Source organism: Pseudomonas sp. R25(2017) (assembly GCF_002112565.1).
Lineage (GTDB): Bacteria > Pseudomonadota > Gammaproteobacteria > Pseudomonadales > Pseudomonadaceae > Aquipseudomonas > Aquipseudomonas ekonensis.
In genome coordinates this window covers 20686-34734 of record NZ_NEHZ01000003.1, presented here as the reverse complement: position 1 = coordinate 34734, position 14049 = coordinate 20686, and the positions used below count along the sequence as shown (strand labels likewise).

The following is a 14049-nucleotide window of genomic DNA, read 5'->3' as shown; positions in this document are numbered from 1 at the left end:
CGATGAGCGAACGCCAAGGCTTCATCCTGCACGCCAAGACCCGCCCGGAAAAAGCCGAGGCCTTCGAGGCGTTCTTCCGCGCCCACGTCGAGCCGAGCCGCGCCGAACCGGGCTGCATCGAGTACCACATGCTGCGCGACAAGCACGATCCGACCCTGTTCATCTTCTACGAGATCTGGGAATCCCAGGCGCACCTGGACGTGCACTCGAACCTGCCGCACATGCAGCAGTTCCTGGCGCAGCGCATGGAATACCTGGAGCGGGATTTCGACATCCGCCCGATCGAGATGCTCAGCGCCTCGTCGGCTAGCCGCTGACCAGCAGATGGGCGCCGAGCGCGCCCAGACCGATGAAGAACACCCGCTTGAACAAGGTGGCGCTGATCCGTCGGCGCAGCCATTGGCCGAACCCCATGCCGAGCATCGCCGGCACCAGCGCCAGCCAAGAGGCGCCGAATTCCGCACCGCCCAGGGCGCCGCGCCACAGCAGGCCGCCAGCCAGGGCCAGGGTCGACACGGTGAAGGACAGGCCCAGCGCCTGCACCAGCTCATCACGGCTCAAGCCCAACGCTTGCAGGTAAGGCACCGCCGGGATCACGAACACGCCGGTGGCCGAGGTGATGACCCCAGTCACGGCGCCGCACACCGGACCAAGCCAGGGCTCATACCGACGATTGACCCGCAAGGCCGGCAGCCACAACCCGTACAGCGCATACAGCAGCAACGCCGCGCCGAGCCCGCGCACGACCCAATGCCCGCCCGCCATGCCGAGCCACAGGGTGCCGACGCCGGTGCCGAGGAAAATCGACAGCAGCATCGGCCACAGGCGCTTCACAAGCCCAGGCAAGTGGCCGCCGAAGGCCAGTTGCCAGAGGTTGGTCAGGGTCGCCGGGACGATCAGCAGCGCCGCTGCCTGCGCCGGCGCCATAGCCAGACCCAGCAGCCCCATGGCGACCGTGGGCAGGCCGAGGCCGATCACGCCCTTGACCGAGCCGGCGAGGAAGAAAGTGGCGATGACCAGCAAAGACAGGGCAATGCCGAGGTTCTGGTAGAAATCGAGGTAGGCGTTCATGGCGCCACTGTGCGCCTGGCCGGACGTTTTGGAAATCTGCCATATACTGAGGCAGCCTATTGCAAACCAAGAGGCTGAGAATAATGCTGAGGCCACTGGCCCCATCGCGGGCAAGCCCGATCCCACAGGGGGATGCGGTAGACAGGACGACCTCACAGGCCCCATCGCCAGCAGGCCGGCTCCCACCGTTCCGGGGGACACCACAGTCCCTGTGGGAGCCAGCCTGCTGGCGATAAGGCCAGTGCAAACGACACACTGCCCGAGACTCTCCGATGCACTTCGACTTCACCGACCTGCGCCTCTTCCTGCACACCCTCGACGCCGGCAACATCACCGCCGGCGCCGACCGCAGCCACCTGTCGCTGGCCGCCGCCAGCGCGCGGATCCGCGCCATGGAAGCGTCGCTGGGCACCGATCTGCTGCAGCGCGGCCGCCGTGGCGTCACCCCGACGCCGGCCGGCCAGGTCTTGGCGCACCACGCCCGGATCCTGCTGCAGCAGGCCGAACGCCTGCAGCAGGATCTGGCCGACTACGCCCATGGGGTCAAAGGCCGGATCCGCCTGCTGTGCAACACCACGGCCATCACCGAATACCTGCCCGAAGCCCTGGCGGATTTCCTGGGCCGCCACCCCAACCTCGACATCGACCTGCAGGAACTGCCCAGCGCGCGCATCACCCACGCCCTGCGCGAGGGGGCGGCGGACCTGGGGATCGTCTCGGATGCGGTGGACCGCGAAGGCTTGCAGACCCGCTTCTTCCGCGACGATCCGCTGGTGCTGATCCTGCCGCCGGGGCATGCCCTGGCCGAACGGCCTTCGCTCACCTTCGCCCAGACCCTGAGCCACGACTACGTGGCCCTGGGCGCCGCCAGCGCACTGGCGATCCACCTGGAAGAACAAGCGCTGCACATCGGCCAGCGCATGGCGATCCGGATGCGCGCCGAGGGTTTCGACGCCGTCATCCGCATGGTCGCCCACGGTGCCGGCCTGGCCATCGTGCCGCTGGCGGCGCTGGAGCGCTCCGCGCAAAAACCACGGATCGCCCACCGCACCCTGTCCGAGGACTGGGCCAACCGCCAGCTCCACCTCTGCGCCCGCGACTTCGCCCACCTGCCCGCCTACGCCCGCGCCTTGCTGGCCGCGCTGACGCCGGGAACGCCTTGACTCTACCGTTAGGGGCAGACTCTATCCTGAGGGCTTCATTTCAGGAGTACACATGATGCGCAAACGAATGCTCGTGATTCTGGGGCATCCTTCCACCGACAGCTTTTGCGGCGCCCTGACCGAAACCTACGTCCAGGCCGCCAAGGAGGCCGGCCACGACGTGCGCCTGCTGCGCCTGGACACGCTGGACTTCGACCCGGTGCTGCACGAAGGCTACAACAAGCCCCAGCCCCTGGAGCCGGATCTGCTCCAGGCCCAGGCCGACATCACCTGGGCCGAGCACCTGACCTTCGTGTACCCGATCTGGTGGGGCGGGATCCCGGCGCTGTTCAAAGGCTTCCTCGACCGGATCCTGCTGTCCGGCTTCGCCTTCAAGTACCGCAAAGGCAAGGCCTTCCCGGACAAGCTGCTGAAGGGCCGCACCGCGCACCTGTTGGTGACCATGGACACGCCGCCCTGGTACTACAAGTGGATCTACCGCATGCCGGGCCTGCACCAGATGCGCAAGACCACCCTGGAGTTCTGCGGCATCAAACCGATCAAGACCCTGACGTTCGGCCCGATCCTCGGCTCGAAGCCGGAACAGCGCGACATCTGGCTGGAGCAGGCGCGCGTGACCGCCGCCGCCAGCTGAGGCATTTCCCTTCATTGCGCTGACGGCACACCGCCGTCAGCGCTTCTGCGGTCCCTTGCGGTTCTTTGCGGCAAGGGGCCGTCGGTCGGCTGCGCGCGTCATAAGCACGCAGCCGCAACCTCTCCATGTTATCCACGGTATGATCGCCCCCGGTCAGGCATGAGGCCTGGTCGCGCATCAGCCCTGTTTGATCATCGAGACGGACCTTTATGTATATCGGCAAAGCCGCCCAGCTGTCGGGCACCACAGTCAAAAGCATTCGCCACTACGAAGAGATCGGCCTGTTGCCGGAGCCCAGGCGTGAGGGCAAATACCGGATCTACAGTCAGGAGAGCGTCGAGGTGCTGACGTTCATCAAGTGCGCCCAGCAATTGGGCTTCAAGCTCAAGGAACTTCAGGTGATCCTCAACAGCTACCGCGGCGACGTGTTCCCCTGGGACATGGCGCAGCAGGCGATCGCCGAAAAAAAAGCCGATCTGGTGGCCCGGATCGGCGAATTGCGGCAGTTGCACGATGGCCTGGAAGCCTTTGAGAACAACCTCAGCGATGCGCGCCAAGAGTGTCAGTTCGAGCGCATCGCCCGCCAAGGCGAAAAAAACTCCGGCAACACACTGAACTGAATGTCCTGCTGCACCGGGTGACCGCTCCCGCAGGCCGTACCAGGGCCGGCGGAAGCGGTTTTCGCCGAATCAGTTCATGGCCGGTTCCCCACCGGCAGAGTGTGTGTCGGCCACCTGCGCCAGCGGAACGACCGCCCCGAAGAACCACGGCGACACCAGCGTCACCAGCACGATGGTCATGACCCCGCTGGAGAACAGCGCCATGGCCACCAGCGCCCCCAGGTCGACGATCGGCTTGAAGTCGGAGAACAGCAGGGCCATGAAGCCGACGGAGAAGATCACCACGTTGATCACCGTCGAACGGCCGACGCTGTGCATCGCCTGCAGAATCGCCGCATCGACTTCGACGCCCTCCTGCACCAGCAGCTTGATCCGCGACAGCAGGTGCACCGCGTAGTCGACCACGCCGACCACCAGGAACGTCACCAGCGTCGTGCCGATGTTCAGCTCGATGTGGAACAGGAACATGAAGCCGTAGACCGTCACCGACGTGGTCAGCAGCGTGAGCATGCCGAGCAGGCCCAGACGCACGGACTTGAGCCAGTACATCATCATCAGCGTGACCACCACCAGCGCCAGGGAAAAGCTCAGCACCTGCCCCTGGGTGATCTCCTGCAGCACGCCGGTCCAGATCAGCGGCGTGCCGGCGTGGGTCACCTCCAGGTTGGCCGGCTTGTTCACCAGCAGCCAGGCGTCGAGGCGGTCCAGCATGCCCTGGTAGTCGCTGGCCACGGACGAGGTCATGGTGTACAGGGTCAACGCCTTGGAGAAGTCGGCGTTGAGCACGTTGTTCAGGTCCGAGCCGCCGCCGTTCTCGAACAGCATCACGTGCTGCTCGATCAGTGAGTTGCCCGTCACCTCGAACTGCTCGACCTGCCCGTCGTCGTTGACCGAGGACACCTTCTCGACCGCCTCCGGCACCCGCAGGTACGCGGGATCCATGTCGTTGAGCACCAGGTTCATGCGCTTGACGTAGGTGGCCAGCGAATAGCCGTAGCTCACGTTCGGCTGCTGCTTGATGAAGCGGTCGAGCCGGTCGATGAACTGCACCGTCTCGGTGGTCAGCACGCCACGGGGCTCCTTGCTGTCGATGGCGATCCAGCCCGGCGCGGTGCCCGCCACCTTGGCGTGGTTGATGAACTGGTCGGAGATGCGGATGTGGCTGTCCGGCTTGAAGTAGGCGATGCCGGAGTCTTCGATGTCGACGCGGAACGTGAACACCGTCGCCAGCGCCAGCAACGGCACGAGCACCACCAGGATCGGTTTGCGGAAGCGGATCATCCACGCGCAGAACGCCACCAGATAGCGCGAGATGACCGATTCCTTGTGCACCGCCACCTTGGCCTGCGCCGTCGGATCCTTGCCCCAGATCGAGATCCAGGCCGGAATCAGCAGCAGCGAAATGATCAGCGCCGCCGTCAGGCCGATGGACATGAACACCCCGAAGTTGCGGATGCTGACGATGTTGTTGGTGGTGGAGATCAGGAACGTGGCGATGGTCGTCACGGTCGTCAGCACCACCGGCACCACCATCAGCCGCTGCGTGCGGCGGTTGGCCTCGCGGTTGCTCTTGCCCGCGTTCTTCTGCTCGTAGTACTCGGCCATGACGTGGATCGCGTCCGAGCAGCAGATGGTGAACAGGAACACCGGCAACACGCTGGTGAGCAGGTCGAACGGCACCCGCCACAGGGCCATCAGCCCCAGCGTCCAGATGGTGCAGAACAGGATGTTGAACAGCGGCAGCAGCACGCCCAGCGGTTTGCGGAAGAAGAAGATCAGCAGCAGCGTGATCAGCAGGAACACGATCGGGAACAGCACCGCCAGGTCGTGGTCGATGATTTCCTGCTGGGCCGCGATGAAGATCGGCATCCCGGCGATGAAGATCTCGTCCTTGTACGCCGGGTGCTCGGCCTGGTACTGCGCGACCAGGCCGCGCACGATCTGGTAGGCGCGCAGCTGGGCCTGGGCGTCGTCCTGCTTGGTGCCGAGCTCGGCCACCAGCATCGCGACTTTCTTGTCCTTGGACACCACCCCGTCGACCATCAGCTCGTTGCCCATGATCTGCGATTCGACCAGCGCCGGATCCATGTCATAGGCGTTGAGCGTCTTGTGGATCAGTAGCTCGCCGCCGTCGGTCAGGACGATGTTCTCCAGGTCACCCATGGACGCCATTTCGCGGATCGGGTTGATCCGCTCGGCCAGGAAGGTCAGGAACAGCTGGTCGTGGGGATCCCAGCCCTCGCTCTGGGCATGGTCGCGAAGGGCCTTGGCCTGGGCGTAGTCGTTCTGGGAAAAGCCGTCCTCCAGAATGTCTCGGGTCAGCAGTTGCGCGCGGCTGTCGTCGGGATGGCCGGCGACGATCTGCGCCAGCTGTTCCTTGTCGGCGTCGTTGGCCAGGATCATCTTGCGCACCGACTGCGACAGCGAGAACAGCGCGTTGAGGGTGTCCTTGTTGAACACCGTCTGCGGGTTGTTCAGCGCCACCATCACCGAGTCGAACGTGCCGGTGAACTCACCTTGCAGGTCGATGATGGTCTTGCGCGCCGGGTGGGTGTCCTTGAGCAGGTAAGGGTTGGTGTCGGACACCAGCGCACCCAGCGTATAGGTGAAATACGCGGTGATCGCCACCAGCAGGAAAACGATCGCCCGCGCATGGCGCTCGACGAAGTTCAGGTATCTTTCCATGATCATGCGTTCCAGGGTCTTCGGGGCGGCGCCCGGTTAGCGGGCGGACACGGCGAACTCGGGCAGGTCGCCGGTCTTCAGGCCGCGCTTGATGGCGGTCTGGGTGAACAGGCGGTCTTCCAGCGGCACGTTGTACTGCAGCTGGTTGAAGCGCATTTCCGAACGGGTGCCGTCGATGAAGTGCTCGGTCTCGCTCAGCACGATGCTGTCGATCGAATCGATGGTCTCGACCTTCTGGGTGCGCATCTGCTTGATCAGCACGCCCTTGATGTCGAAGAAGTCCTGGCGCATGACCAGGAAGTTGCCCTTGTCGATCCACACCTTGAGCTTGTTGTAGCCGGTCTTGGCCAGCACCTCCGGGGAGGCCGGTTCGCGCTCGATCACGTAGCAGTCGCGGCCCTTGACCTGCTCTTCGCCGACCAGCACCTGCGAGTAGTCCTTGACCCGGATCTTGTCCAGGTCGGCATAGGAGTACTCGCTGCCCATGAACGAGCCGCGCTTGTCGGTGGTGGAGATGCGCCGGGTCTGGCGGCTGACCGGCAGGTACATCCACTGGCTGTCCTCCAGGCCCAGGGGTTCGTGGGGGTTCTCGATGTGGAACGCCACGTCGCGCACGTCGGTGGGCGCGGAGAAGTACATGCTGAATTTGTCGCTGTCCGGGTAATCCTTCTGCAGGTAGGTGAACTCCCGCACCCGGGTGTTGCCCTTCTTGTCGTGCAGGATCAGCGAGACCTGGGACATGAAGCTGGTGCCGTCGTTGCGGTCGCGCACCTTCTGGATGATGTCGTCGGCGTTCTGGCCGGCGGCGTTCGCGCAGGCGGCACCGAGGATCAGCGCGGCGGCGGTCATGGTTTTCAGTAACGGCAACATGTGAGCTTCCCTTTTCGTTGTTTGAGTCGTTTCAGGCCTGTACGCCGGGGCACGCAGGCGTCATGGGGTCAAAACAGATAACCGGCGGACAGCCGCACCTGATCGCGGTCGCTGTACTCGCCGAACGAGCGGTCCGGCTTGCCGAAGAACACGTCGACTTCCAGCCCGAGCTTGATCCAGTCCACCGGCTTGTAGGTGAAGATGCCCTGCAGCAGCGCATCGTCGTGGAACGGTGGCGACGCGGCGACCACCAGCCGGCTCTTGAGGCGGTCCTGCCAGTGGGTGCCTTCGGCCGACAGGGTGAACAGGTGGTCGAGCTTGTCCTGCACCATGCCGGCCTGCCAGTCGACCAATTGCTGACGCTGCCACTGCGCGGAGATCAGCCAGTCGCGCAACAGGTAGTCGACGCCCAGCAGCGACTTGACCATCGGCGTGCTGTCGGCGCCGTAGCCGCGGGTCGGGTTGGTGACCCGCCAGCGGTCGAACCAGGCGATTTCGCTGCGCACCACGATGCTGTGGCCGGCATCGATCGCCAGCCCCGCACCGCCCATGGTGTAGCGCGGGAACCGCCGTTCCAGACGCGTGCGGCCGTCCTCGGCCAGGCCTTCGACGGCGTACACCGGATCCTGCTGGCGCGCGTTGAGGGCGACGAAACTGGTGTCCACCGCACCGATCCGGCCGTTGGCGCTCAGGCCGTAGGAAAAGCCTTGGTCACCGTCATAGCCGGGCTTGGAGTCGACCAGGAAATACTGCGGGTCCGGCACGGCGAACAGCGGCGCGTCGAACTCGCTGCCGGCCACCGGCGGTCGGTTCTTTTCGAAACCGGTGATCCACAGCGCCTCCAGTTCCCACTCGCCCACCGGCTGGGCGAAACGCACCATCGGCACGGCGATGCGGCTGTCCTCCAGCAGCGGCGTCAGGCCGTCGCGGTAGTCCAGCGGATTGATCTGGTCGAGCACCCGCAGTTCATCGGCACGGCCCCAGACCACCTGCTGCCAGCCGACGGTCACCTCGCCGTCGCCCAACGAATGGCCGACGTACAGGTGCCGCCAGTCGGCGTCGAAGCGGTACTTGTCCCGCGCCCGCTCGCCGTAGGGGTTGCTGCCGTCGTAGCGGGCGTCATAGCGCACGCGGCCCTTGGCCTTGTAGTAGCCGCCGTCCCAGTTGTCCTCCAGGTTGGCCTTGAAATACACGGCCTTCTGGGTGACCCGGTCATCGCCGTGCAACCGCACGGCGGTCGCCACGCCGACCTCGGCGTCGGCGTAGTCCGGCTGCAGGTCCTGCGCCGTGAGGCCGGCCAGCGCCGGCCCCGCGTTCAGGCAGGCCACGGCGGCCCAGGCGGCCCGGCTGATGTGAAGTCTGGGCATCGCTACATTCCCAACCCGACGCCGCCGTCGATCACCAGGCTCTGGGCCGTCACGCCCCCCGCCTGCGGGCTCGCCAGGTAGCTCACCATGGCCGCCACCTCTTCGCTCTCGATGAAACGGCGCATCGGCAGTTTCTTCTTCGCGTTGCGCAGGATCTGCTCCTGGGTCAGCCCGGCCATCGCCGCCTGCGTCGCCAGCTCGCCCTGCAGCATCGGCGTGTCGATCCACGCCGGCAGGATCGCGTTGACCGTGATCCGGCGCGACGCCAGATCCAGCGCCAGCGCCTTGGTCATGCCGACGATGCCGTGCTTGGAGGCACAGTACGCGGTGTTGCGCACCTTGCCGGCGCGGCCGAGGATCGACGACATGTTGATGATCCGGCCGCCGTCGGGCATCAGCGGCAGGCACAGCGACGTGACGTAGAACGTGCCGTTGAGGTTGACCGAAATCACCCGGTGCCAGTTGAGCAGGTCATCGGGTTCGTTCTCGTTGCAGATGCCCGCGCTGTTGACCAGTACGTCGACCTGCGCGACCTGTTTGCCGAGGATCTTGAACAGCGTTTCCATGGCCGGCAGGTCGGCGATGTCCGCGCGGTGGGTCTCGACCTGCGCCCGGATCCGCTGCGGCTGCGCATCGAGCCAGCCTTGCAACTGCGGCAGATCCAGATCCAGCAGGATCAGACGGTTGCCGGCGTCGGCGGCAAAGGCCTCCGCCACGGCACGGCCGATGCCCTTGGCGGCACCGGTGATCAGGATGGTGCGGTTCATGGCATCTTCAGCCCGCCGTTGACCGGCAGGACCTCCCCGGTCAAATAGAGGCCGCGCTCGGCGAGGTACAGCACCGCCTCGGCGATCTCCTCAGGTTCGGCGTAACGCTTGATCAGCAGCCGCGACTGGATTTCCTCCTCTTGGCTGCCGATCAGCGCGGTGCTCATTTCGGTCTTGACGATGCCCGGCGCCACCGCGTTCACCCGGATGTTGCGCGGCGACAGCTCCACCGCCAGGGCGCGGGTCAGCGCTTCGACCCCGCCCTTGGCGGCGGCGTAGTTGCTCTGGCCCTTGCCGGGCTTCTGCGCCGCCACCGAACCGATGTTGACGATGCAGCCGCCGCGCTGGCGCATCATGCCCGGCACCACCTGCTGACAGCACAGCAGGGTGCCGACGAGGTTGGTCTGGATCACCTCGACGATGTCCTTGACCGGCATTGTCGCCAGCAGGCCGTCGCGGGTGATGCCGGCGTTGTTCACCAACAGGTCGATGCGCTGGAAATGCGCCTCGACCCGCTCGAAGAAGGTGCGGATGCTGTCGGCGCTGGCGACATCGCATTGCAGCGCCAGGCACTCCACGCCTTGGGCCTGGAGCTGCCCGCGCAGCTCCATCGCCGCCGTTTCGTCACGTACGTAACTGAACGCGACCTGATAACCCGCGCCGGCCAGGGCCAGGACGATCGCCCGGCCGATGCCGCGGCTGCCGCCGGTCACCACTGCTGTTTTGTTCGGCATGACCGTTCCTTAAAGCGAGTTGGCGGTTTTGAATTGGGCGAGGCTGAAACCGTGGGTCGCGGCCAGCGCACGGATCTGCTGCACCTGCTCGCGGCTGATGTCGCCGTAGGAGTAGTGCTGCTTCATTCCGGACAGGCCCATCAACACCGATTCGGCCATGCACGCATACAGCTGCCCCTGCTTGAGGTAGGCCCGCACGTTCGGCGCCAGCCCGTCGCCCATCGGCGTCTGCACGATCCCGCCGTGCATGTAGAGCACGTCGGCACGCTCGCTGGAGAGGTTCTGGTCCACGTTCAGCGGCACGGCGATGTCGCAGATCACGCTGCTTTCGGCGAAATGCCGGGCATCGAGGAACGGCTGCGGAGCGTTCGCCGCGCACAGCACGATGCGCGCTTGCTTGAGCACTTCCAGATCGTTGCTGACGGTGATGAACGCGTTCGCGCCCAGACGTTCTTCGACCAGTTTCGCCACGCGCTGACCGAGGTCGGCGCCGGCGCCGTGGGCCTGCAGCAAGGCGTCCATGCCGTCGAGCCCTTGCAGGCGGCTGGCGAGGCGGTCATCGGCGGCGACACCCTTGAGGATCGCCCGGGCGGCGTCGGCGTAGATCTGCTGCGCGGTCTTCTCCAGACGGCGCAAGGAGCCGTCGCGGCCGCTGCCGATCAAGATCAGGTGCTCGACCCCGGCGGACAGCAGCGAGGCATAGGTCGAGGCGATGTTGCCGGCGGCGCCGACCACCGCCGCGGTCTGCCGGGCCAGTTCCAGGCCCTGCTGTTTGCAGCCCTGTTCGATGGCTTCCAGGCCCATGCCGATGGTCAGCGCGTTGCCGGAGGTCAGCGCCATGTCGGGAATCTTCAGCGCCTGGCAGTTGTTGGTGACGATCGAGGTGTACATGCCCAGCCCGGCCACGCTGTAGCCGTCGGCGCGGGCATCGCGGATGCGGTTGCCGATTTCGTCGCGGATGGTCTCCAGGTCGCCGTTGGCGATGTACTCCGCCATGGCGTCGGAGTGCATGCACAGCGGATACAGGGTGAACTCCACCGCCGTGCCGAGCTTCGAACGGATCTGCACCGGGCCGATGGGCGCCGCGCGGCGCTCGGGGGCCATGCGCTTGATGAACTCGCGCTTCTGCTTGGGGCTGAGGGTGGCCAGCGACGGGTCGACATCGCTGAGCATGTCGGCGTCGATCAGGTGGTTGATGAACGCCACGCGCGCGACCACGCGGACGTTCGCGTCAGGCTTTGGGAGGCTTTCGTCCCCCTTGAAGCTGGTGTCCCGGGCCGGCACGCCGGGGACGGTGCCGGCCAGCACGCCGGCGGCCAGCGGGAAGGCGTCGCGGCGGCGCAGCATGTCGCAGACTTTCTGCAGCGAACCGATCAGGCCGTCGATCTCCTCGAAGGTGATGCACACGGGCGGCTCCAGGCGGATCACGTTGGCGTTGCTGCCCGACGGCGCCACGCGCAGCGATTCGAACTGCAGCAAGTAGCCGGCGATGATGTAGCCCAGCGCGTCGTTGTACTGCGCCGAGGCCTGCACCAGCGAACTGCTGCCGGTCAGGTCATGCAGCTCGAAGCCCAGCAGCAGGCCGCGCCCGCGCACATCGGCGATCACGTCCGGGTACGCCGCCTTGAGCTCCAGCAGCGAAGACTTGAGGTATTCGCCCTTGCGCTCCACGTCCTTGAGCATCGCGCTGTCGTTCTCGAACAGACGGCGCAGGGCAGACAGGGCGATGTGGCAGGAGACATCGTCCTCGGCGAAGGTCGAGCTGTGGATGTAGCTGAAATCGACTTCGTAGTGGCTGGCGCGGATCACGGTCGCGGCGATTTTCATCAGGCCGCCGCCCAGGGCCTTCGACAGGCAGTAGTAGTCGCCCTGCAGGTTGAAGTGGCTGGCGCCGAGCAAGGTGCCGGTGCGGCCGAAACCGGACTGCACTTCGTCGATGATCAGCGGGCACTGCTGCTCGTTGCACAGTTTGCGCAGGCCCAGGTAGAACGCACCGGCGAACTCGTTGATCCCGCCCTCGCCCTGGATCGGCTCCAGCAGCACGGCAGTGATCGCGCTGAACGCGTCGCGGCGCACCTGCAAGGTCTCGCCGCTCCACTCAAGGTTCAGCCAGTGGCGCTGATGGCGGGCCGGCAGTTCCTGAAGCTGCTGCGGCTGATGCGGATCGATGAACTCCACGTTCAGGCCGAACCGGGCGAACGGCTTGCGGTACTGCTTGCCGTAGGTCAGCTGGACGGTGTTCACCAGTTTGCCGTGGAAACTGCCGCGCACGGCCAGGAACACCGGCTCGACGTGCAGTTGCGCCAGGTTGTGCTGACGCACCGCCTCCACCACCTGACGCACGGTCACGGTGGTCAGGTGGGCCGGCAGCAGGCCTGGCGGCAGGTCCAGGTCATCGACCTCAAGCTCCACATAGGCCTTGTCGCTGGCGGTCAGTTCGGCCAGGGCGAAGTCGCGCTCGTCGAACGCCTTCTGCAGGTTTTTCTGGCGACGGTACTCGGCGTGCTTGACCGCGATCTCCACCGACTCGGCGCCGCTGTTGGAGAAGGTCGAAATGTAGCGCTCGGTGTTGTTCAGTTCGCGGTTGAACGCCTCGCTCAACTCACGGCCCAACTGCCCCGCCGCGCCGCGCACGGACATCTGTGCGTTGAACGGCACGTCGGCTCGCAACAGGCCGCAGAGCTGATCGACGAATTGCGGATCGTTGTGGCCGTACAGCGCGGCGCCGTAGCCGCCGAGGAAATCGGTGACGGTGACTTCCGCGCCTTGCGGGTCGCGGTAGAACAGCTTGCTGCCCAATGCCCGGTGAAACTGGCATTCCAGGCCCAGGGCCTGCATCAGTTCAACGAATTTCGGACGTACGTAATCGCGGTAATCCATGACAGTCATATCCCTTGGGTAAAAAACGAGAGGCGATGCATTGCGTTCGGGCGGTCAGTCGCCCGCCCGTAAATCGAGTCGGTAGCAGGCGCTGAAGCCGTTGGTGTCGCGGTTGACGATCAAGCAGTCGTGCAGCACCGCATCCCGGTGTCCGCCGGCCACGAACGGCAGGTGCGGATCCACCGGCTGCTCCAGGCCGATGACCGGCGGCACGCACTGGGCGACCAGGGCCTGGCGGGCCAGGATCAGATCGACCAGGCTCGGCGCCCCGCTGAGCAGGCCGGTGACCCCGACGCCGCTGGTGATGTGCGCGGCGCCGGTGCGGGCCAGCGTGCGGGCCAGGTCGGCGTCCTGCTGCGGGTCGCCGCTGGCGCTGCCGATCAGCAGATCCGCTTGCCGATCCGGCAGGTTCAACGACTCCAGGCGCGGGTGCGCGGCCAGCTCCGCCAGGCAGACCTGCGGCCCCGGCGGCAGATCGTCGGCACGGCGCAGGATCAGCGCGGCGGCACCTTCGCCGGCGATCCCGCCGCCGCCCTGACGGTCGAACGCGCGCAGGCTCACCGGCCCGTCGGTGCCGATGGCCCCGGCCTCGGCCAGGGCGGCCAGCGCCAGCGGGTCGAGTTCACTGCCGGCACCGACCACGATCGCGGCATCGATGCGTCCGCTTTGCAGGGCCGCCCGCGCCTCGCGCAGAGCGGCCAGGTTGCCGGCCACGCCTTGCATGTAGGCGTTGCACTCGCACTCCAGCTTCAGCGCCAGGCTGACGATGCCGAGCAAGCCGTTGCTCAGGCTCTTGAGCACCAGGAACGGATCCAGCGCGCGCTCCTGCAGCACACGCTGCGCCAGGCGCTGCATGTCGGCACCGGAGGCGTCGCGGCACTCGTCCAGCAGTTCGCCGTAGGACGCCACCGACGGATGGGTGTAGCCGCCCTGGCAGCAATAGAGTCCATAACGCAGGCCGTCGGCGCCCGGCTCAAGCCCCGCCTCGGCCAACGCCTGGCGCACGCTGCTGACGCCCCAGATCACCGCCGGCGGGCAGTAGCGCTGAAGGTTCTGCGGAACATCCTGGCGGCTGCGCTGGTGCGCCTGCTCGCTGACATGGCCGAACGCGGCGATCCGCTCGCTGCGAAACAGGGGCGAGCTCAACGGCACGATGCCGCTGCGCCCCTCGACGGCGGCCGACCACAGGTGCTCCGGGCCCCGGCCGCTGGCCAGCACGCAACCGCTGCCGGCGATGGCAACCTGTACAGAGTCCATG

12 protein-coding genes are annotated in these 14049 nt (G+C 66.1%); 4 read left to right on the top strand and 8 right to left on the bottom strand.

The features are described from left to right. Positions 1–2: 2 nt before the first annotated feature. Complete coding sequence (locus CAG31_RS04630; RefSeq protein ID WP_085578349.1) at positions 3–317, top strand: putative quinol monooxygenase; 315 nt, start codon at positions 3–5, stop codon at positions 315–317. Here the strand turns inward: CAG31_RS04630 and CAG31_RS04625 are convergent. Then, entirely contained in the window at positions 307–1071 is a 765-nt protein-coding gene (locus CAG31_RS04625) for a sulfite exporter TauE/SafE family protein (protein WP_085578347.1), read from the bottom strand. The genes CAG31_RS04630 and CAG31_RS04625 overlap by 11 nt on opposite strands. Positions 1072–1343: 272 nt before the next feature. Here CAG31_RS04625 and CAG31_RS04620 point away from each other — a divergent pair, with 272 nt between their 5' ends. From CAG31_RS04620 to CAG31_RS04610, 3 genes are all read left to right on the top strand, one after another. Continuing rightward, positions 1344–2234 (top strand): LysR family transcriptional regulator, encoded by an 891-nt coding sequence (locus CAG31_RS04620; protein ID WP_085578345.1) that lies wholly within the window; start codon positions 1344–1346, stop codon positions 2232–2234. Positions 2235–2286: 52 nt separating this feature from the next. Continuing rightward, positions 2287–2868 (top strand): NAD(P)H-dependent oxidoreductase, encoded by a 582-nt coding sequence (locus tag CAG31_RS04615; protein WP_170929982.1) that lies wholly within the window; start codon positions 2287–2289, stop codon positions 2866–2868. Positions 2869–3077: 209 nt separating this feature from the next. Further along, positions 3078–3488, top strand: coding sequence for a MerR family transcriptional regulator (locus CAG31_RS04610; RefSeq protein WP_085578343.1), 411 nt, complete (start codon positions 3078–3080; stop codon positions 3486–3488). A gap of 69 nt (positions 3489–3557) precedes the next feature. Here CAG31_RS04610 and CAG31_RS04605 read toward each other — a convergent pair whose 3' ends face one another. The 7 genes from CAG31_RS04605 to CAG31_RS04575 form a co-directional block, all read right to left on the bottom strand. Beyond that, a complete protein-coding gene (locus tag CAG31_RS04605) occupies positions 3558–6173 on the bottom strand; it encodes an RND family transporter (protein ID WP_085578878.1) in 2616 nt (871 codons plus the stop codon). Positions 6174–6209: 36 nt separating this feature from the next. Further along, positions 6210–7043 carry an outer membrane lipoprotein-sorting protein gene (locus CAG31_RS04600; protein WP_085578341.1) on the bottom strand — a complete coding sequence of 278 codons (834 nt, stop codon included), beginning with the start codon at positions 7041–7043 and terminating at the stop codon, positions 6210–6212. Positions 7044–7111: 68 nt separating this feature from the next. Then, complete coding sequence (locus CAG31_RS04595; protein WP_085578339.1) at positions 7112–8410, bottom strand: DUF1302 family protein; 1299 nt, start codon at positions 8408–8410, stop codon at positions 7112–7114. A gap of 2 nt (positions 8411–8412) precedes the next feature. Then, the gene (locus CAG31_RS04590; RefSeq protein WP_085578337.1) at positions 8413–9177 is read right to left on the bottom strand and encodes an SDR family NAD(P)-dependent oxidoreductase; all 765 of its coding nucleotides are present in this window, start codon (positions 9175–9177) and stop codon (positions 8413–8415) included. Further along, entirely contained in the window at positions 9174–9911 is a 738-nt protein-coding gene (locus tag CAG31_RS04585) for a 3-oxoacyl-ACP reductase family protein (RefSeq protein ID WP_085578335.1), read from the bottom strand. The genes CAG31_RS04590 and CAG31_RS04585 overlap by 4 nt, the downstream gene beginning before the upstream one ends. A gap of 9 nt (positions 9912–9920) precedes the next feature. Further along, on the bottom strand, positions 9921–12791 hold the full coding sequence (locus tag CAG31_RS04580; RefSeq protein ID WP_085578333.1) for an aminotransferase class III-fold pyridoxal phosphate-dependent enzyme: 2871 nt from the start codon (positions 12789–12791) through the stop codon (positions 9921–9923). A gap of 54 nt (positions 12792–12845) precedes the next feature. After that, a complete protein-coding gene (locus CAG31_RS04575; RefSeq protein WP_371856090.1) occupies positions 12846–14048 on the bottom strand; it encodes a beta-ketoacyl synthase N-terminal-like domain-containing protein in 1203 nt (400 codons plus the stop codon). Position 14049 lies beyond the last annotated feature (1 nt).

Bases quoted from the DNA above. Each gene is read 5' to 3' on its own strand.
- CAG31_RS04590 (WP_085578337.1), bottom strand. From the start codon at position 9,177: ATGAACCGCACCATCCTGATCACCGGTGCCGCCAAGGGCATCGGCCGT.
- CAG31_RS04620 (WP_085578345.1), top strand. From the start codon at position 1,344: ATGCACTTCGACTTCACCGACCTGCGCCTCTTCCTGCACACCCTCGAC.
- CAG31_RS04575 (WP_371856090.1), bottom strand. From the start codon at position 14,048: ATGGACTCTGTACAGGTTGCCATCGCCGGCAGCGGTTGCGTGCTGGCC.
- CAG31_RS04605 (WP_085578878.1), bottom strand. From the start codon at position 6,173: ATGGAAAGATACCTGAACTTCGTCGAGCGCCATGCGCGGGCGATCGTT.
- CAG31_RS04625 (WP_085578347.1), bottom strand. From the start codon at position 1,071: ATGAACGCCTACCTCGATTTCTACCAGAACCTCGGCATTGCCCTGTCT.
- CAG31_RS04595 (WP_085578339.1), bottom strand. From the start codon at position 8,410: ATGCCCAGACTTCACATCAGCCGGGCCGCCTGGGCCGCCGTGGCCTGC.
- CAG31_RS04580 (WP_085578333.1), bottom strand. From the start codon at position 12,791: ATGGATTACCGCGATTACGTACGTCCGAAATTCGTTGAACTGATGCAG.
- CAG31_RS04585 (WP_085578335.1), bottom strand. From the start codon at position 9,911: ATGCCGAACAAAACAGCAGTGGTGACCGGCGGCAGCCGCGGCATCGGC.
- CAG31_RS04600 (WP_085578341.1), bottom strand. From the start codon at position 7,043: ATGTTGCCGTTACTGAAAACCATGACCGCCGCCGCGCTGATCCTCGGT.
- CAG31_RS04630 (WP_085578349.1), top strand. From the start codon at position 3: ATGAGCGAACGCCAAGGCTTCATCCTGCACGCCAAGACCCGCCCGGAA.
- CAG31_RS04610 (WP_085578343.1), top strand. From the start codon at position 3,078: ATGTATATCGGCAAAGCCGCCCAGCTGTCGGGCACCACAGTCAAAAGC.
- CAG31_RS04615 (WP_170929982.1), top strand. From the start codon at position 2,287: ATGATGCGCAAACGAATGCTCGTGATTCTGGGGCATCCTTCCACCGAC.